This window comes from Amycolatopsis sp. NPDC031561, from assembly GCF_055580625.1.
Map to the genome: position 1 here is coordinate 134,058 of NZ_JBVILA010000023.1, position 13,742 is coordinate 147,799.

A 13,742-nucleotide genomic window follows, 5' to 3' on the forward strand; every position below is an offset into this window, starting at 1 on the left:
CCGTCACCCGGGTTTTTCGGGACACTCGAAATCGTGGACGAGGAGCGCGAACGCGTGGATGTGATGTTGCTGGCCGGGACCCGGCCGGAGGCGGTCAAGCTCGCGCCGCTGGCACTGGCGCTGGCGGAGCACCCGCACCTCCGGCCCTTCATCGTCCACAGTGGACAGCATCAGGGCATGGTCGAGCAGGCGCTGATCCCGTTCGGCCTGCCCGTCGATGCCTGGCTCGACACCCCGCCGCGGACCACGGGCACGCAGGCGGAACTGGTTTCCGGACTGCTCCCCGCGCTCGACGCGGTGCTGCGACGGGTCGCGCCGTCGGCGGTCGTCGTCCAGGGTGACACGACGACCGGGCTGGTCGGCGCGCTCGCCGCGTTCTGGCTGGGCATCCCGGTCGTGCATCTCGAAGCGGGACTGCGCACGCACGACCTCGCCGCGCCGTTCCCCGAGGAGGGCACGCGGCAGATGATCTCGCGCATCGCCGCCCTGCACCTCGCGCCGACCACGGGTGCCGCGGCCGCGCTGCGCACGGAAGGTGTTCCGCGCCAACGGATCGCCGTCACCGGCAACACCGTCGTCGACGCCGTGATCGCGATCGCCGAACGGGATCTCCCGGCGAGGGACACCGCGCTCGCGTTACTGGAGATGGAAATCGCCGAAGCGAACGAACGCCTCGTGCTCGTGACGTCGCACCGGCGTGAGTCCTGGGGCGAGCCACTGAGCCGGACGCTCGCCGCCATCGAACTGATCGTCGCCGAGCACGCCGACGTCCAGGTGCTGTTCCCGGTGCACCCCAATCCGGCCGTGCGGGAGCAGGTCTTGACCGCACTCGGCGGGACACCGCGGGTGACGATCACCGAACCGCTCGAGTATCCCGATCTCGTGCGCGCGCTGCGGCTGGCCGAACTCGTCCTGACCGATTCCGGTGGTATCCAAGAGGAAGCGCCGACCTTCGGCACACCTGTCCTCGTGCTCCGAGAGGTCACCGAACGGCGCGAGGCCATCGAGGCGGGCTGCGCCTGGCTGGTCGGGACGGACACCGCCCTCATCGCCGACACCGCCGCGAAGATCCTGCGCGGCGATCTGCATCCGACGCACGCCGGAAATCCTTACGGCGACGGCAATGCCGCCGCCTTGACGGTGGCCGCGCTGGAGAACCTGCTCAATCTCGCCCCGATGCCGCGCACCGCCGCCGAATTGCGCTAGATCGAGACGATCTGGACCGGCAGCGCGGGATTCGCGGAGAAATCGAGCGATGGCCGCGGACGTCCGGCGGCGACCACGTGCGCGCCGAGCGCGGCGATCATCGCGCCGTTGTCGGTGCACAGGCGCGGCCGCGGGACTCGCAGCGTGATCCCGGCCTCCGCGCACCGCTCGGCGGCGAGTTCGGACAGCCGCGAATTCGCCGCCACGCCACCGGAAATCACCAGCGTGTCCACGCCGTGTTCTTTGGCCGCGCGGATCGCCTTCTTGGTGAGAACGTCGGCGACGGCTTCCTGGAACGATGCGGCGACGTCGTCGACGGGGATCTCCTCACCGCGGCGCTCGGCGCCTTCGACCCAACGCGCGACGGCGGTTTTCAAGCCTGAGAAGGAAAAGTCGAACTTGGCGTCGCGCGGTCCCGTCATGCCACGCGGGAACGCGATGGCCTCGCCGTCACCGTTCTTGGCGGCCTTGTCGATGGGCGGGCCGCCGGGGTACGGCAGGCCGAGGACACGGGCGACCTTGTCGTAGGCCTCACCCGCCGCATCATCCACAGTGGACCCGAGTTCGGTGATCTCGGACGCGATGTCGTCCACCAGAAGCAATTGCGTGTGCCCGCCGGAGACGAGCAGGGCGAGACAGCGTTCGGGCAACGGTCCGTGCTGGAGGGTGTCGACGGCGATGTGCCCGGCGAGATGGTTGACGCCGTAGAGCGGGAGGTCCAGCGCGGCGGCGTAAGCCTTGGCCGCGGCGACGCCGACCAGGAGCGCGCCGGCGAGGCCGGGTCCGGCGGTGACCGCGATGGCGTCCACATCGGACAGTTTCAGCCCGGCCTTCGCGAAGGCTCGCTCGACCGTCGGGACCATCGCCTCCAGGTGCGCGCGGCTGGCGACCTCGGGGACGACGCCTCCGAAGCGAGCGTGCTGATCGACGCTGGAGGCGACCTCGTCGGCGAGGAGTTCGACCGTGTTGTCGTCGTGCAGGCGGACGAGGCCGACGCCGGTCTCGTCGCACGAACTCTCGATGCCCATGATGATGCGTGGCATCAGCCCGCCACCTCGTCTCGGACCTGGGCCCGCGGGCGGGCCATCGTGTAGGCGTCGGCGCCGGAAGGCTGGTAGTAGCGCTTCCGGAGGCCGACGCGTTCGAAACCGTGCCGTTCGTAGAGCGTGATCGCCGCTTCGTTGTCGGTGCGGACCTCGAGGAACACCGGCGCGGCGAGCTCGTCCGCACGAACGAGAAGCGCCTTCAGCAGCGTGGTGCCGATCCCGTTGCGCTGCCAGCCAGGGTCGACGCCGATCGTGTGGATGCTCGTCTCGTAGTCGCCGCGGCGGCCGACGACGGCGAGCCCGGCGTAGCCGATGACCTCGTCGCTTTCGTCCGGGCGCGCGACGAGATAGTGGCCGCCGGCGTCGAGTTCCGCGTGGAAGGCGTAGGCGCTCCAGGGTGAATCGCCGGGGAAGAGAATCTTCTCTATCTCGACACAGCGGGGAATATCCTTGCGGCGTAAGGGTTCCAGCCTCACGGCGTGGTCACCTTCTTGCGCGCGGCCGGTTCGACGGCGTCCGGGCGGCGGAGATAGAGCGGGGTGAGCGGGGCGGGGTCGCTTCCGTTTTGGAGTGCCTCACGAGCGGCCTTGACCAGCCCGACGGGTGACGGGAAACGCGGCTCGATCGGCTGGACGCCGAGGGCGTCCGCGTAGAGGAGGGCGCCGTCGCCCGCCGCGACCTTGACGGTGGTCTCTAGCTCGGCCGGACGCTGGACGTGCGGGCCGTCGGTGCGGGAACCGTCGGCGGCGTACGCGGCCCAGTAGACCTCGCGGCGCCTCGCGTCGGTGAGGACGAGGAAGGGCGCTTCGCCGGGGGCGACGTCGGCGGCGATCGCGTCGAGGCTGCAGACCGGATGGGCCGGGATGCCGAGGGCGTGGGCGAGCGACGCGGCGGTCGCCATGCCGGCGCGCAGGCCGGTGAAGGGGCCTGGGCCGACGCCGCAGACGATGGCGTCGAGGTCGCGAAGCGTGACGCCCGCGGCCTTGACCGCTTCGAGGGTGTGGGGCGTGATCAGCTCGCCGTGTGCGCGCGGGTCGACCGTCACGCGGTCGCCGCGGGATTCGAGCGTGTCGCCGTCCAGGGCGACGAGGCCCGCGGTGACCGCCGGGGTCGAGGTGTCGATGGCCAGTACCAGCACGGTTACCCAGCCTACGACCAGCGCCCCGGAGTGCGTTTAGCGGCCTAAGTGCGATCCGGCGCCGTGGCCGCTCCCCTGCCGCCGGATCGCGTTTAGCCCGCTAAACGCGCTCCGCCGCTCCGCCCCCGCGTCCCGACGCCGGATCGCGATTAGGGGGCGAAAGTCGCTCCCGCCGGGGGCCCGCTGACCTCGGCCCAGATCGCGATTAGGGGGCTAAACGCACGTCGGTGGCAGGAGCGAGCAGGGGTGTGAACCAGGTCGCAGGGGTGAAGGCGGGCGGAACGGTACGGTTCGGCGAGGGCCCTCGCGCCCCGGCCCGGCGGAGTCGAGCAGGAGGTCACACGGTGCCCGATCGGTTGTTCCCCACGCTGGCGAGCGGCTCCGACAAGGAGGCACTCCGTTTCGGCGGCACCTCCCTGACCTACGCCGAGGTCGCGGCCGTCGCCGGCACCCTCGCGCGCGACCTCCCGAGCGGCCGCGTCGCCGTCTGGGCGACACCGACGGTGCACACCAGCATCGCCGTGATCGCCGCGCTGCTCGCCGGCGTCCCCGCCATCCCGCTCAACCCGAAGATCGGCGAGCGCGAACTCGCGCACATCCTCGCCGACAGCGAGCCCGTCCTCGTCCTCGCCGAACCGGGCGCCGACCTGCCCGCCGGTCTCGACGGCCTGCCACGCCGCGACATCCCCCTCGAAGGCACGCCCGTCGCTCTCCCCGCGGAACCGGACGCCGAAGCCCCGGCGCTGATCGTCTACACCTCCGGCACCACCGGCCCGCCCAAGGGCGTCGTCCTCCCCCGCCGCGCGATCTCGACCACCCTCGACGCCCTCGAAGACGCCTGGGAATGGACCGGCGACGACGTCCTGGTCCACGGCCTCCCGTTGTTCCACGTCCACGGCCTGATCCTCGGTATCCTCGGACCGCTCCGGCGCGGCGGCTCGGTCCGGCATCTCGGCCGTTTCTCCACCGAGGGCGTCGCACGCGAACTCTCGACCGGAGCGACGATGATGTTCGGCGTCCCGACCATGTACCACCGCATCGCGGGCGAGGTCGGCGACAACCCGTCGCTCGCCGAGGCTCTCAGCGGCGCCCGACTGCTCGTCTCCGGATCGGCCGCGCTGCCCGTCCCCGACCACCAGCGCATCACGGCGGCGACCGGCCAGCGCGTGATCGAGCGCTACGGGATGACCGAGACCCTCATGAACACCAGCGTTCGCGCCGACGGCGAGCGTGTCCCCGGCACCGTCGGCGTCCCGCTGGGCGGCGTCGAGCTGCGGCTCGTGGACGAGGTGGGAAAGCCCGTCGAGGAGATCGAGACCGTCGGCGAGATCCAGGTCCGCGGGCCGAACCTGTTCACCGAATACCTCAACCGCCCCGACGCCACCGAAGCCGCCTTTGACGACGGCTGGTTCCGGACCGGCGACATGGCGACCCGCGATGAGGCCGGCTACGTGAAGATCGTCGGCCGGAAGGCCACGGACCTGATCAAAAGCGGCGGTTACAAGATCGGCGCGGGCGAAATCGAGAACGCGCTCATGGAACACCCCGGTGTCGCGGAGGTCGCCGTGACCGGGGAGCCCGACGACGACCTCGGCGAGCGCATCGTGGCCTGGGTGGTGCCCGACGGAGAACGCCCGACGGAGTCGGAACTCGCCGACCACGTCTCGCGCCTGCTGTCGCCGCACAAACGACCTCGTGTGGTCCGCTACCTGGAGGCGTTGCCACGCAACGACATGGGCAAGGTCCTGAAGCGGGCACTCGGATGAGCAGGGCTTCCGCACGGTCCGTCATCAAGGAGATCGCGACCGGTTTCGAAGATCTGGACGTTCCGCGGTCCGACGAGCCGGAAGACGGGCCGATCGGCTGGCCGGGCTACCGCTCGGCACGGGAAGCCGCTGCCGAGCGATCGGGCGAAGACGAGTCCGTCGTCTGCGGAACCGCCACGATCGGCGAGGTCGAGGCGGTCGTGATCGCCTTCGAATTCGGTTTCCTGGGCGGATCGATCGGTCAGCGGACCGGTGATCGCGTCGAGGCGGCGTTCGCGCGGGCGGTGGAGTCCCGATTGCCGGTGGTTTCGCTGATCGCGACCGGCGGCAGCCGGATGCAGCACGGGATGCGCGCGCTTTCGCAGTTGCAGCGCGTCGCGCGGGCGGCGGCCGGAGCCCGGTCGGTGCCGCAGATCTCGGTGCTGCGCGATCCGACCACGGGCGGCGGCTGGGCGACACTCGGTGCGAGCGCCGACGTCATTCTCGCGTTGCCCGGGGCGCAGGTCGGTTTCGCCGGTTCCCGGGTTCGGCCTTCCGACGCGCCCGCGGAGGCGTACACGGCCGAAGCGAAGCTCGCGTGGGGCCAGGTCGACAGGATCGTGCGGCCCGCAGACCTTCCCGCGGTCCTGGAACGGTGGGTGCGCTTGCTGACCTCGCCGACGCCGGAAGCAGCTGAACCTCCCGGAGCGCTCGGATCTGCGGGACTGCCCGACAGCGGGTGGGCCGCGGTTCAGGCGGCACGCTCCGCTGATCGGCCAAGGGCGGCCGAGTACCTCGACGCGTACTTCGACTGGCGCGAGGACGTCTCCGGCGACAGGTGCGGCGGAGTCGACTCTGGTGTCTTGTGCGGCTTCGGCCGGCGAGACGGCCGGACGATCGCGTACGCGGCGCAGCGCGGGACGGCGACTCTGCCCGCGGGCTTTCGCACGGCCGCGCGGCTGGTGCGGCTCGCGTCGAGGCTCGGGATCCCGGTACTCACCCTGGTCGACACCCCCGGTGCGGCGAACGACGCGGCGGCCGAGCAGGCCGGGGCCGGGGCGGCGATCGCGGAACTGTTCGAGGCGGTCGCGAGCGCGGCCGTGCCGATCACGACGCTGGTGATCGGCGAAGGCGGATCCGGTGGCGCGCTCGCGTTCGCGGCGCCGGGATCGACCTGGGTGACGCCCAACGCGTACTTCTCGGTCACGACGCCCGAGGCGGCCGCGGCGATCCTCAAGCTGCCCGCAGACGACGTCCCCGCTCTCGCGGACCGTCTGCGGCTACGCCCCCAAGACCTAGTCGACCTGGGAATCGCGCGTTCCGTGGTCGGCCCGGCGGATCGCGTTTAGCCCGCTAAACGCGATCCGTGCGGGGTGATTGAACAATCATCGATACCTTCCGTGTCGATGTCGGCGATGGCCTTTCGGCGCGGAATGGGAAGCGACAAACGGTCGGAGATCGGCGCTGAGCGGACGCTTTGTGCGAAGCATGACCATCTGCATGTGCGAATGCTGCTTTCGAACGTCCGTTACTGAACATTTCTTTCCGCGCCGACAACTGCAATCCACTCGATAGCGTGAATTCGAAACACTCTAGGTGTACTCAGCTCCCGCTATCTCGCCAACGTGCTGGTAGCCCACGGCCGCAACTACTCTTTCGAGTTACAGCAGCGAAATCCGATGACCCGGGGTGAAGTGCGCCGACCGCTCGGCGCAAGGATCAGCAACCTTTTACTTACCGCCCCGTAGGTCCGGAAAGTTCGTCCACAATGGCTTGTGTTGCGGTCGGGCAACTGCCGAATGCCGCACAAAAGGAAGCGGCTCCCCGTGCAAGGGGGAGCCGCTTTGAGGTTCAACAGCTCCATCAACCCGAACAAGTCCCATGGAGGCGTCAAACATGCCCAGCGTAGCGCCGTGTTCCGGCGGTATGCCAGAGGAGCCACCCCAGTCGCAGGCGATGACCCCGGATAAGAACCAGGATCACCGCGGCGGGTGTCACCCGGCAGAAGTCACTCTCGACGAATTGCTCGATCTGGCGGGCGAACCGGTCGGCATGGTCACCGACCCCGCGTGCCGTCGGGTTCATCTGCGTCCCGCGGCCCAGTGGCCCGATTTCTGGCGAAGCACGTTCTTCGGCAGCAAGGAGAACGCCAGGCGTGTCCTGCTCTACTGGTTCGCCTTGATCGCCGCGCTTCTCGCGCTGGCCGTGGTCGCGACGCCCGCCGCGCAAACCGGCGTGCTCGGCCTGTGCGGATTGTGGTGGATTCACCATCGGCGCGGGCCGCGGACTGAGCCGGCCCCCGCCGTTTAGGGAGGCAGGGTGCGCATGCCGCTGTGGGTACCAGCGGCATGCGCACCCCAAGCCCGCTTGGGGGCATGGAGGGGACGCTCCGCCGGGATGGCCCTGATGCGGCATCCGGGTGAGATCGCGTTTAGCCCGCTAAACGCAAGTCGGGCGTGCGGGACGCCCAGGTGCCGTGCGGTTCCAAGGTGACCACGCGAACGTCGTCCTCGCGACGGTCCAGGCGCACGACGAGGTAGTCGTCCGAAAGGCGCTCCGCCGCTCCCTCTCCCCACTCGACGACCAGGGCGGACCGCTCAAGTTCGGTGTCGAGGTCCAGGTCGTCCAGCTGCGAGAGATCCCCGCCGAGCCGGTACGCGTCGACGTGCACCAGAGCGACCCCGGCTTCGCCCGCCGGATGCACCCGAGCGATCACGAACGTCGGCGAGCTGACCCGTCCACCGACGCCGAGACCGTCCGCGATCCCGCGGGTCAGCGTCGTCTTGCCCGCTCCGAGCGGTCCGGCGAGCAGCACCAGATCGCCCGCGCGCAGCGAGCGTCCGAGCGATCGCCCGAAGTCCATGGTCGACTCGGGAGTCGGGAAAGCGAAATTCATCAGCGCTGCCACCACCAGGTTCGCCGGTCAGGATCTTCACCATCGGTGCCCGTGCACCGCTGCATCAAGTCGATCAGGTGACTGTTCACCAGTTCGGGCTGTTCCAGCTGCACCATGTGCCCCGCGCCGCGCACACGCACCAGCTCCGCGTCCGGCAGCTCCGCCGCGATCCGCTCGGCGTGCGCGATCGGCGTGAACCGGTCGGAATCCCCGCCGATGACCAGCACATGCGCGTGCTTCAACCCGGCGAGCGCGGCGTACCGGTTGTGGCTGCCGAGCGTGTCGACGAAGTTCACGAGCCCGCGCACCGGCGTCACTTCGAGCATTTCCAGCATGAAGTCGACGAGACGCGGAGACACGTCCCGGCTGCCGAAAGCCAGCCTGCGCACGGCTTGCCGGGTCAGCTGTCCTCCGGCGGCGCGCACGAACTCGACGAGTCCGGGCTGCCAGCCCGCCAGCCCGCCGACGCCTCGCGTGAGCGGGTTGTACTTCGAAAGCAGCGATCGCGGCAGTCCCCGAGCGCCGACTTCGCCAGCCGCGGTCGCGATGAACGCGACGCCGCCGACGCGGTCGTCGAACAGCTCGGGATGCTCCGCGGCGAGCTCCATGATCACCATGCCGCCCATCGAGTGCCCCATGAGCACGATGGGCCCCTCCGGCACCACCGAGCGCACGACCATGTCGAGATCGCGCGCCAGCTGCTCGATGGTGCTGGTCTCGGCGTTCGCGGCGCCGGATTGCCCGTGCCCGCGATGGTCGTAGTAAACCTGACGCACGCGTGGCAGCTTCAGCGACGCGAGGTCTCGCCGCTGGAAATGCCAGCAGCGCTTCGACAACGCGAAACCGTGCACGCCGACGACGGTCAGCTCCGGTTCGCCCCCATCAGCCGGATCGATCTCCTCGACCGCGAGCGGCGTTCCGTCCTCCGCCGCCACTGTCGATGTCCGGTCCGGTTCAAGATCCCCCAACGGTTCGTCCACGAACGGATCCTCATTCTGCCGCCGCTGCTGTGCAGCGACGGCGATCGCGGCGGCGGTGCCGGTGGCCACCGCCCCGACGCCGCCGACGATGGCCAGCAGTCGTCGTGAAGGTGTCACGAGCCTGCCTCCAGATACGTCCGGTGGATTCGCGGGCGATACATCGAAGTCACGATCTCGTAGTCGATCGTCCCCAGCTTGTCGGCCCATTCCCTGGCCGTGGGCTCGCCGAACGCGCCCTGCCCGAAGAGGACCACTTCGCTGCCGACGGCCGGTTCGTCATCTCCGCAGTCGACGACCAACTGGTCCATGCACACGCGTCCGGCCACCGGACGACGGCGTCCGCCGAGCCAGACGTCCATCCGCCCGGACAGAGACCGCGGCACGCCGTCGGCGTATCCGACCGGGACCAGGGCGAGGGTGGTGTCGCGCTCGGCGGTCCAGGTGTGGCCGTAGGAAACCGATTCGCCGGACGCGATCCGCTTGGTGAGCACGACGGACGATTTGAAGGTCATCGCGGGGCGCAGGTCCTCGGCGGCGGGGATCGGGTTCAGCCCGTAGATCGCGATCCCGGGGCGGACGAGGTCGAAGTGCAGGTCCGGCCTGGTCAGCACGGCGGCGGAGTTCGCGAGGTGCCGCATCGGGTTCAGGCCCGCCGCGCGGGCGATGTCGTAGGCCTCGTCGAACCGCTTCGCCTGCGCGTCGACGGACGGGTGGCCGGGCTCGTCGGCGCAGGCGAGGTGCGACCAGATCGCGACGACCTCGATGAGCGGCTTCGCGGCGGCCGCGGCCTTGACCAGCGCCGGCCATTCCGCAGGTGGGCAGCCATTTCGGGACAGCCCGGTGTCGATCTTGAGGTGCACCCGACAGATCGCACTTAGCCCGCTAAAGTCGCGCGCCCGGCGCGCGCCATCGGCCACGCGGGCGAGTTCGTCGAGGGAGCTGACGGCGACGTCGATGTCTTCGGCGACTGCGGGCGCGAAGTCGGCTTCGGGGGTGTCGAGCCAGCTGAAGAGCCGGGCGCCGATTCCGGCGCGGCGCAGCTTCAGGGCTTCGTCGAGGGAGCAGGTGCCGAGCCAGGTCGCTCCGCCCTCGATGGCGGCACGCCCGGCCTCGACGGCTCCGTGGCCGTAGCCGTCGGCCTTGACCACGGCCATGGTCTGGGCCCCTGGAGCGCGGGAAGCGAGCAGGGCGACGTTGTGCCGGATGGCGGACAGGTCGATGACGACCTCGGCACGCGGGAAACTGGCGGTCATAACGACCACCAGTTTCCCACGGACCCGGCTCAGGACAGGCGTGCCCCGGTGGTGGCGGAGAACACGTGCAGCTCGTCGGGGCGGACCCGCAGGTGCAGGGTGTCGCCCATCACCGGCGGCTTGCGCGGGTCGACCCGGGTGACGACGTTGGACTTCGTGCCCTCGGCGTCGGTCTCGGCCAGCTTGCCGTAGACGTACGCGTCCGAGCCGAGCTCCTCGACGAGGTCGACCTTGATCGGCAGCGTGCCGTCTTCGCTGGTGGTCACCTCGAGCGATTCCGGCCGGAAGCCGAGGGTGACGGTGTCACCGTCGGCCTTGGCGAGGATCTCGCGGGTCAGCGGCACTCGCGCACCACCGAGCTCAGCACCGTCTTCGGTGAGCTTCGCGGTGACGAGGTTCATCGCGGGCGAGCCGATGAAGCCGGCGACGAAAGCGTTTGCGGGCTTGTCGTACAGCGCGCGGGGGGTGTCGCACTGCTGCAGGAGACCGTCGGAGAGGACCGCGACCCGGTCGCCCATCGTCATGGCCTCGACCTGGTCGTGCGTGACGTACACGGTGGTGACGCCGAGACGGCGCTGCAGGGCGGCGATCTGCGTACGCGTGGAGACACGCAGCTTGGCGTCGAGGTTCGACAGCGGCTCGTCCATCAGGAAGACCTGCGGCTCACGCACGATGGCGCGGCCCATCGCGACGCGCTGGCGCTGACCGCCGGAGAGCGCCTTCGGCTTGCGGTCGAGGTACTGCTCGATGTCGAGCAGCTTGGCCGCGTCGAGCACCTTCTGCTTGATCTCCGCGGCCGGACGGCCCGCGATCTTCAGCGCGAAGCCCATGTTCTGGCCGACGGTCATGTGCGGGTACAGCGCGTAGTTCTGGAACACCATCGCGATGTCGCGGGCACGCGGGGGCAGCTGCGTGACGTCGCGGTCGCCGATCCAGACGGCGCCTTCGTCGATGTCCTCGAGGCCGGCGAGCATCCGCAGGCTGGTGGACTTGCCACAGCCGGAAGGCCCGACCAGCACGAGGAATTCGCCGTCGGCGATCTCGAGTTCGAGTGCGTCCACGGCGGGCCGCTCGGAACCGGCGTAGCGCCGGGTCGCCTTGTCGTAGGTGATCGTGGCCATCGGTTCAGTCCTCTTTCGGTTTCGCGGAAATGCCGTGCCCGAGTTCGCGGGCCTCGAGATGCCGTTGCTGGATCCGGTGTCCCTCGGCGCGGTCCGCCTCGGTCGGTTCGAGCGGGGTGGCGCCGTGGTCTTCCTGCCAGCGGGGAGGTTCCGAGCTGGAAGCGAGGGCCCAGGCCGCCTGCCGCGCGGCACCGACCGCGACGTACTCGGCGACTTCGGGGATGACGACGGGCACGCCGAACACGATCGGCGCGACCGCGCGGACGGCGGCCGACTGCGCGCCACCGCCGATCAGAAGCACTCGACGGACTTCGAGTCCCTGCTCACGAAGGGCGTCGAGACCGGCGGCGAGTCCGCACAACATGCCTTCGACGGCGGCGCGGGCGAGGTTCTCGGACGTCATGTTCGCGCGGGTCAGGCCGAAGAGCGTGCCCTTGGCGTCCGGGAGGTTCGGCGTCCGCTCACCATCGAGGTAGGGCAGGAAGGTGAGACCGCCGGAGCCCGGCGCGGCCGCGAGGGCCAGCTTGTCGAACTCCGCGAGTTCGACGCCGAGCATCGCGGACGTGGCGGTGAGCACGCGGGCGGCGTTGAGCGTGCAGGCGAGCGGCAGGAACCGGCCGGTGGCGTCGGCGAATCCGGCGACGATGCCGGACGGGTCGGCGCTCGCGGTCTCGGAGACACCGAAGACGGTGCCGCTGGTGCCCAGCGAGACCACGACGTCGCCGGGAGCCAGTTCGAGACCGAGCGCGGCGGCCATGTTGTCGCCTGTCCCCGCCGAGACCAGGATCCCGTCCGGGGTGTGGCCCGCGGCTTCGGCGGGGCCGATGACCTTGGGCGGTTCGGGAGTGCGGCCGCCGAAGGCGTGCGAGAGAAGGTCCTGGCGGTACTCGCCGGTGGCGGGCGAGAAGTACCCGGTGCCGGAGGCGTCGCCGCGGTCGGTGACCGGCTCGGCGCCTTCGCCCAGCAACCGCCAGGTCAGCCAGTCGTGCGGGAGCAGGACGCGGGCGACGCGATCGGCCAGCTCGGGCTCGTTCTCGGCCATCCACCGCAGCTTCGTGACGGTGAAGCTGGCCACCGGCAGTGAGCCGACGGACTTCGCCCAGTTGTCGGGGCCGAGTTCGCGGCCGAGGTCTTCGGCGGCCTTGGCGGACCGGGTGTCGTTCCACAGCAACGCGGGCCGGACGACCTCGCCGTCTTCGTCGAGGGTGACCATGCCGTGCTGCTGACCGCCGATGCCGATGGCGGCGACGCCGTCGAGCAGGCCGTCCGTGGCCTCGCGGAACGCGTCCCACCACGCGGAGGGGGCGACTTCGGTGCCATCGGGGTGCGAAGCGCGGCCGGTGCGGACGATCTCGCCGGTTTCCGCGTCGCAGACGACGACCTTCGTCGACTGGGTCGACGAGTCGATTCCGGCGACCAGGTCAGATTTCATACTCCGGCCCTTCCGGATCGCATTCGACCTGCTCGATGGCCGTTCCCGCGTTCAGCGCGGCCTCGATCTCCTCGGTCGGTGTCAGGTCGTCGGTGATCAGGAGGTCGTAGTCGCCGATGTCGCCGTGCGCGAAGGTGGCGGTGCGGCCGAACTTGGAGTTGTCGACGACCAGGACGTTGCGGCTCGCGGTGCGCAGCGCGGCCTTCTTGAGCGCGGCGTAGTCCTGGACCGGGTGGAACAGGCGGCCGACCGCGACCGCGGCGACGGAGACGAACGCGATGTCGGCGTGCGTGCGCTCGAGGAACGCGAGGACGTCCGGACCGGCGCACGAGTCGTACTCGTGGTGGTACCGGCCGCCGGCGAGCACGACCTCGACGCTCTTGACCGGGCCGAGGATGCGGGCGGCTTCGAGCGAGTTGGTGATGACGGTGAGGTCTTCGATCGCGCCGAGACGGCGGACGAGCGGGAAGAGCGTCGTCGAATCGTCGACGAAGACCGTCTGGCCGGAGTGGACGTGTGCCGCGGCGGCCTCGCCCAGTGTGTCCTTCGTGGCCTGGTTGAAGGTGTCGCGGAAACGGGCGGCCGACTCCATGGTGGTCGCCGGGTAGGCCTCGACCTTGCCGCGCAGTTTGCGGAGGAGGCGGCGCTCGGCGAGTTCGTCGAGGTCGCGGTGCATCGTCATCAGGCTGACGCCGAAGCGGGTGGTGAGATCGTCGATGCGGGCTTCGCCGGTGGCGATGACGTGGTCGAGGATCTCCTGGCGCCGGTGCTCGACGGCGGCGTCCGAGGGCCTGGTCTTAGACATGGGCGACACCGTTCACGACACGGACCATCGTGGTCTCGGCGGGGTGGGTGTCGGCGCTCACACCTGCTTCTTACCAGATTATTCGCCGGGAGTTAACACGTAACTCGATAACTCTCGCAT

General features: G+C 69.9%; 13 protein-coding genes. 4 read left to right on the forward strand and 9 right to left on the reverse strand.

Annotated features, from left to right (window positions below; genetic code table 11):
• Positions 1-54: 54 nt before the first annotated feature.
• Positions 55-1,206 carry a non-hydrolyzing UDP-N-acetylglucosamine 2-epimerase gene (gene wecB, locus ACZ5IK_RS34465; RefSeq protein ID WP_465491553.1) on the forward strand — a complete coding sequence of 384 codons (1,152 nt, stop codon included), beginning with the start codon at positions 55-57 and terminating at the stop codon, positions 1,204-1,206.
• On the opposite strand, the gene tsaD is transcribed toward wecB, so the two are convergent.
• From tsaD to tsaB, 3 genes are read right to left on the reverse strand one after another with little or no spacing between them, the layout of a single operon-like run.
• A complete protein-coding gene (gene tsaD, locus ACZ5IK_RS34470) occupies positions 1,203-2,249 on the reverse strand; it encodes a tRNA (adenosine(37)-N6)-threonylcarbamoyltransferase complex transferase subunit TsaD (RefSeq protein ID WP_465491525.1) in 1,047 nt (348 codons plus the stop codon). The two genes, wecB and tsaD, sit on opposite strands and share 4 nt — an antisense overlap.
• Positions 2,249-2,728, reverse strand: a complete 480-nt coding sequence (rimI, locus tag ACZ5IK_RS34475) for a ribosomal protein S18-alanine N-acetyltransferase (protein ID WP_101612215.1) — start codon at positions 2,726-2,728, stop codon at positions 2,249-2,251. Before rimI ends, tsaD begins: the two co-directional genes overlap by 1 nt.
• Positions 2,725-3,390: a tRNA (adenosine(37)-N6)-threonylcarbamoyltransferase complex dimerization subunit type 1 TsaB gene (gene tsaB / locus ACZ5IK_RS34480; protein ID WP_465491526.1), complete on the reverse strand. Its 666-nt coding sequence runs from the start codon at positions 3,388-3,390 to the stop codon at positions 2,725-2,727. The genes rimI and tsaB overlap by 4 nt, the downstream gene beginning before the upstream one ends.
• 344 nt (positions 3,391-3,734) lie before the next feature.
• Here tsaB and ACZ5IK_RS34485 point away from each other — a divergent pair, with 344 nt between their 5' ends.
• The 3 genes from ACZ5IK_RS34485 (at position 3,735) to ACZ5IK_RS34495 (ending at position 7,445) form a co-directional block, all read left to right on the forward strand.
• Positions 3,735-5,156, forward strand: coding sequence for an acyl-CoA synthetase (locus ACZ5IK_RS34485; protein WP_465491527.1), 1,422 nt, complete (start codon positions 3,735-3,737; stop codon positions 5,154-5,156).
• Complete coding sequence (locus ACZ5IK_RS34490; RefSeq protein WP_465491528.1) at positions 5,153-6,484, forward strand: carboxyl transferase domain-containing protein; 1,332 nt, start codon at positions 5,153-5,155, stop codon at positions 6,482-6,484. The genes ACZ5IK_RS34485 and ACZ5IK_RS34490 overlap by 4 nt, the downstream gene beginning before the upstream one ends.
• Positions 6,485-7,031: 547 nt before the next feature.
• Positions 7,032-7,445 carry a hypothetical protein gene (locus tag ACZ5IK_RS34495; RefSeq protein WP_465491529.1) on the forward strand — a complete coding sequence of 138 codons (414 nt, stop codon included), beginning with the start codon at positions 7,032-7,034 and terminating at the stop codon, positions 7,443-7,445.
• Between the two features lie 121 nt (positions 7,446-7,566).
• Here the strand turns inward: ACZ5IK_RS34495 and tsaE are convergent, their stop codons facing one another.
• Genes tsaE through ACZ5IK_RS34525 form a run of 6 tightly spaced genes read right to left on the reverse strand, consistent with a single transcriptional unit; the run spans position 7,567 to position 13,622 of the window.
• Positions 7,567-8,031 carry a tRNA (adenosine(37)-N6)-threonylcarbamoyltransferase complex ATPase subunit type 1 TsaE gene (tsaE, locus tag ACZ5IK_RS34500; RefSeq protein WP_465491530.1) on the reverse strand — a complete coding sequence of 155 codons (465 nt, stop codon included), beginning with the start codon at positions 8,029-8,031 and terminating at the stop codon, positions 7,567-7,569.
• On the reverse strand, positions 8,031-9,128 hold the full coding sequence (locus ACZ5IK_RS34505) for an alpha/beta fold hydrolase (RefSeq protein WP_168214488.1): 1,098 nt from the start codon (positions 9,126-9,128) through the stop codon (positions 8,031-8,033). The genes tsaE and ACZ5IK_RS34505 overlap by 1 nt, the downstream gene beginning before the upstream one ends.
• Positions 9,125-10,264: an alanine racemase gene (gene alr / locus ACZ5IK_RS34510; protein WP_465491531.1), complete on the reverse strand. Its 1,140-nt coding sequence runs from the start codon at positions 10,262-10,264 to the stop codon at positions 9,125-9,127. Before alr ends, ACZ5IK_RS34505 begins: the two co-directional genes overlap by 4 nt.
• Before the next feature lie 29 nt (positions 10,265-10,293).
• Positions 10,294-11,385 (reverse strand): ABC transporter ATP-binding protein, encoded by a 1,092-nt coding sequence (locus ACZ5IK_RS34515; protein ID WP_101612209.1) that lies wholly within the window; start codon positions 11,383-11,385, stop codon positions 10,294-10,296.
• Positions 11,386-11,389: 4 nt separating this feature from the next.
• Complete coding sequence (xylB, locus tag ACZ5IK_RS34520) at positions 11,390-12,817, reverse strand: xylulokinase (protein ID WP_465491532.1); 1,428 nt, start codon at positions 12,815-12,817, stop codon at positions 11,390-11,392.
• On the reverse strand, positions 12,807-13,622 hold the full coding sequence (locus ACZ5IK_RS34525; RefSeq protein WP_465491533.1) for a DeoR/GlpR family DNA-binding transcription regulator: 816 nt from the start codon (positions 13,620-13,622) through the stop codon (positions 12,807-12,809). The genes xylB and ACZ5IK_RS34525 overlap by 11 nt, the downstream gene beginning before the upstream one ends.
• Positions 13,623-13,742: the final 120 nt, after the last annotated feature.

Excerpts from the sequence above, each read along its gene's own strand:
- xylB (WP_465491532.1), bottom strand. The coding sequence starts at position 12,817 with ATGAAATCTGACCTGGTCGCCGGAATCGACTCGTCGACCCAGTCGACG.
- ACZ5IK_RS34515 (WP_101612209.1), bottom strand. The coding sequence starts at position 11,385 with ATGGCCACGATCACCTACGACAAGGCGACCCGGCGCTACGCCGGTTCC.
- alr (WP_465491531.1), bottom strand. The coding sequence starts at position 10,264 with ATGACCGCCAGTTTCCCGCGTGCCGAGGTCGTCATCGACCTGTCCGCC.
- ACZ5IK_RS34495 (WP_465491529.1), top strand. The coding sequence starts at position 7,032 with ATGCCCAGCGTAGCGCCGTGTTCCGGCGGTATGCCAGAGGAGCCACCC.
- tsaD (WP_465491525.1), bottom strand. The coding sequence starts at position 2,249 with ATGCCACGCATCATCATGGGCATCGAGAGTTCGTGCGACGAGACCGGC.
- tsaE (WP_465491530.1), bottom strand. The coding sequence starts at position 8,031 with ATGAATTTCGCTTTCCCGACTCCCGAGTCGACCATGGACTTCGGGCGA.
- ACZ5IK_RS34525 (WP_465491533.1), bottom strand. The coding sequence starts at position 13,622 with ATGTCTAAGACCAGGCCCTCGGACGCCGCCGTCGAGCACCGGCGCCAG.
- ACZ5IK_RS34490 (WP_465491528.1), top strand. The coding sequence starts at position 5,153 with ATGAGCAGGGCTTCCGCACGGTCCGTCATCAAGGAGATCGCGACCGGT.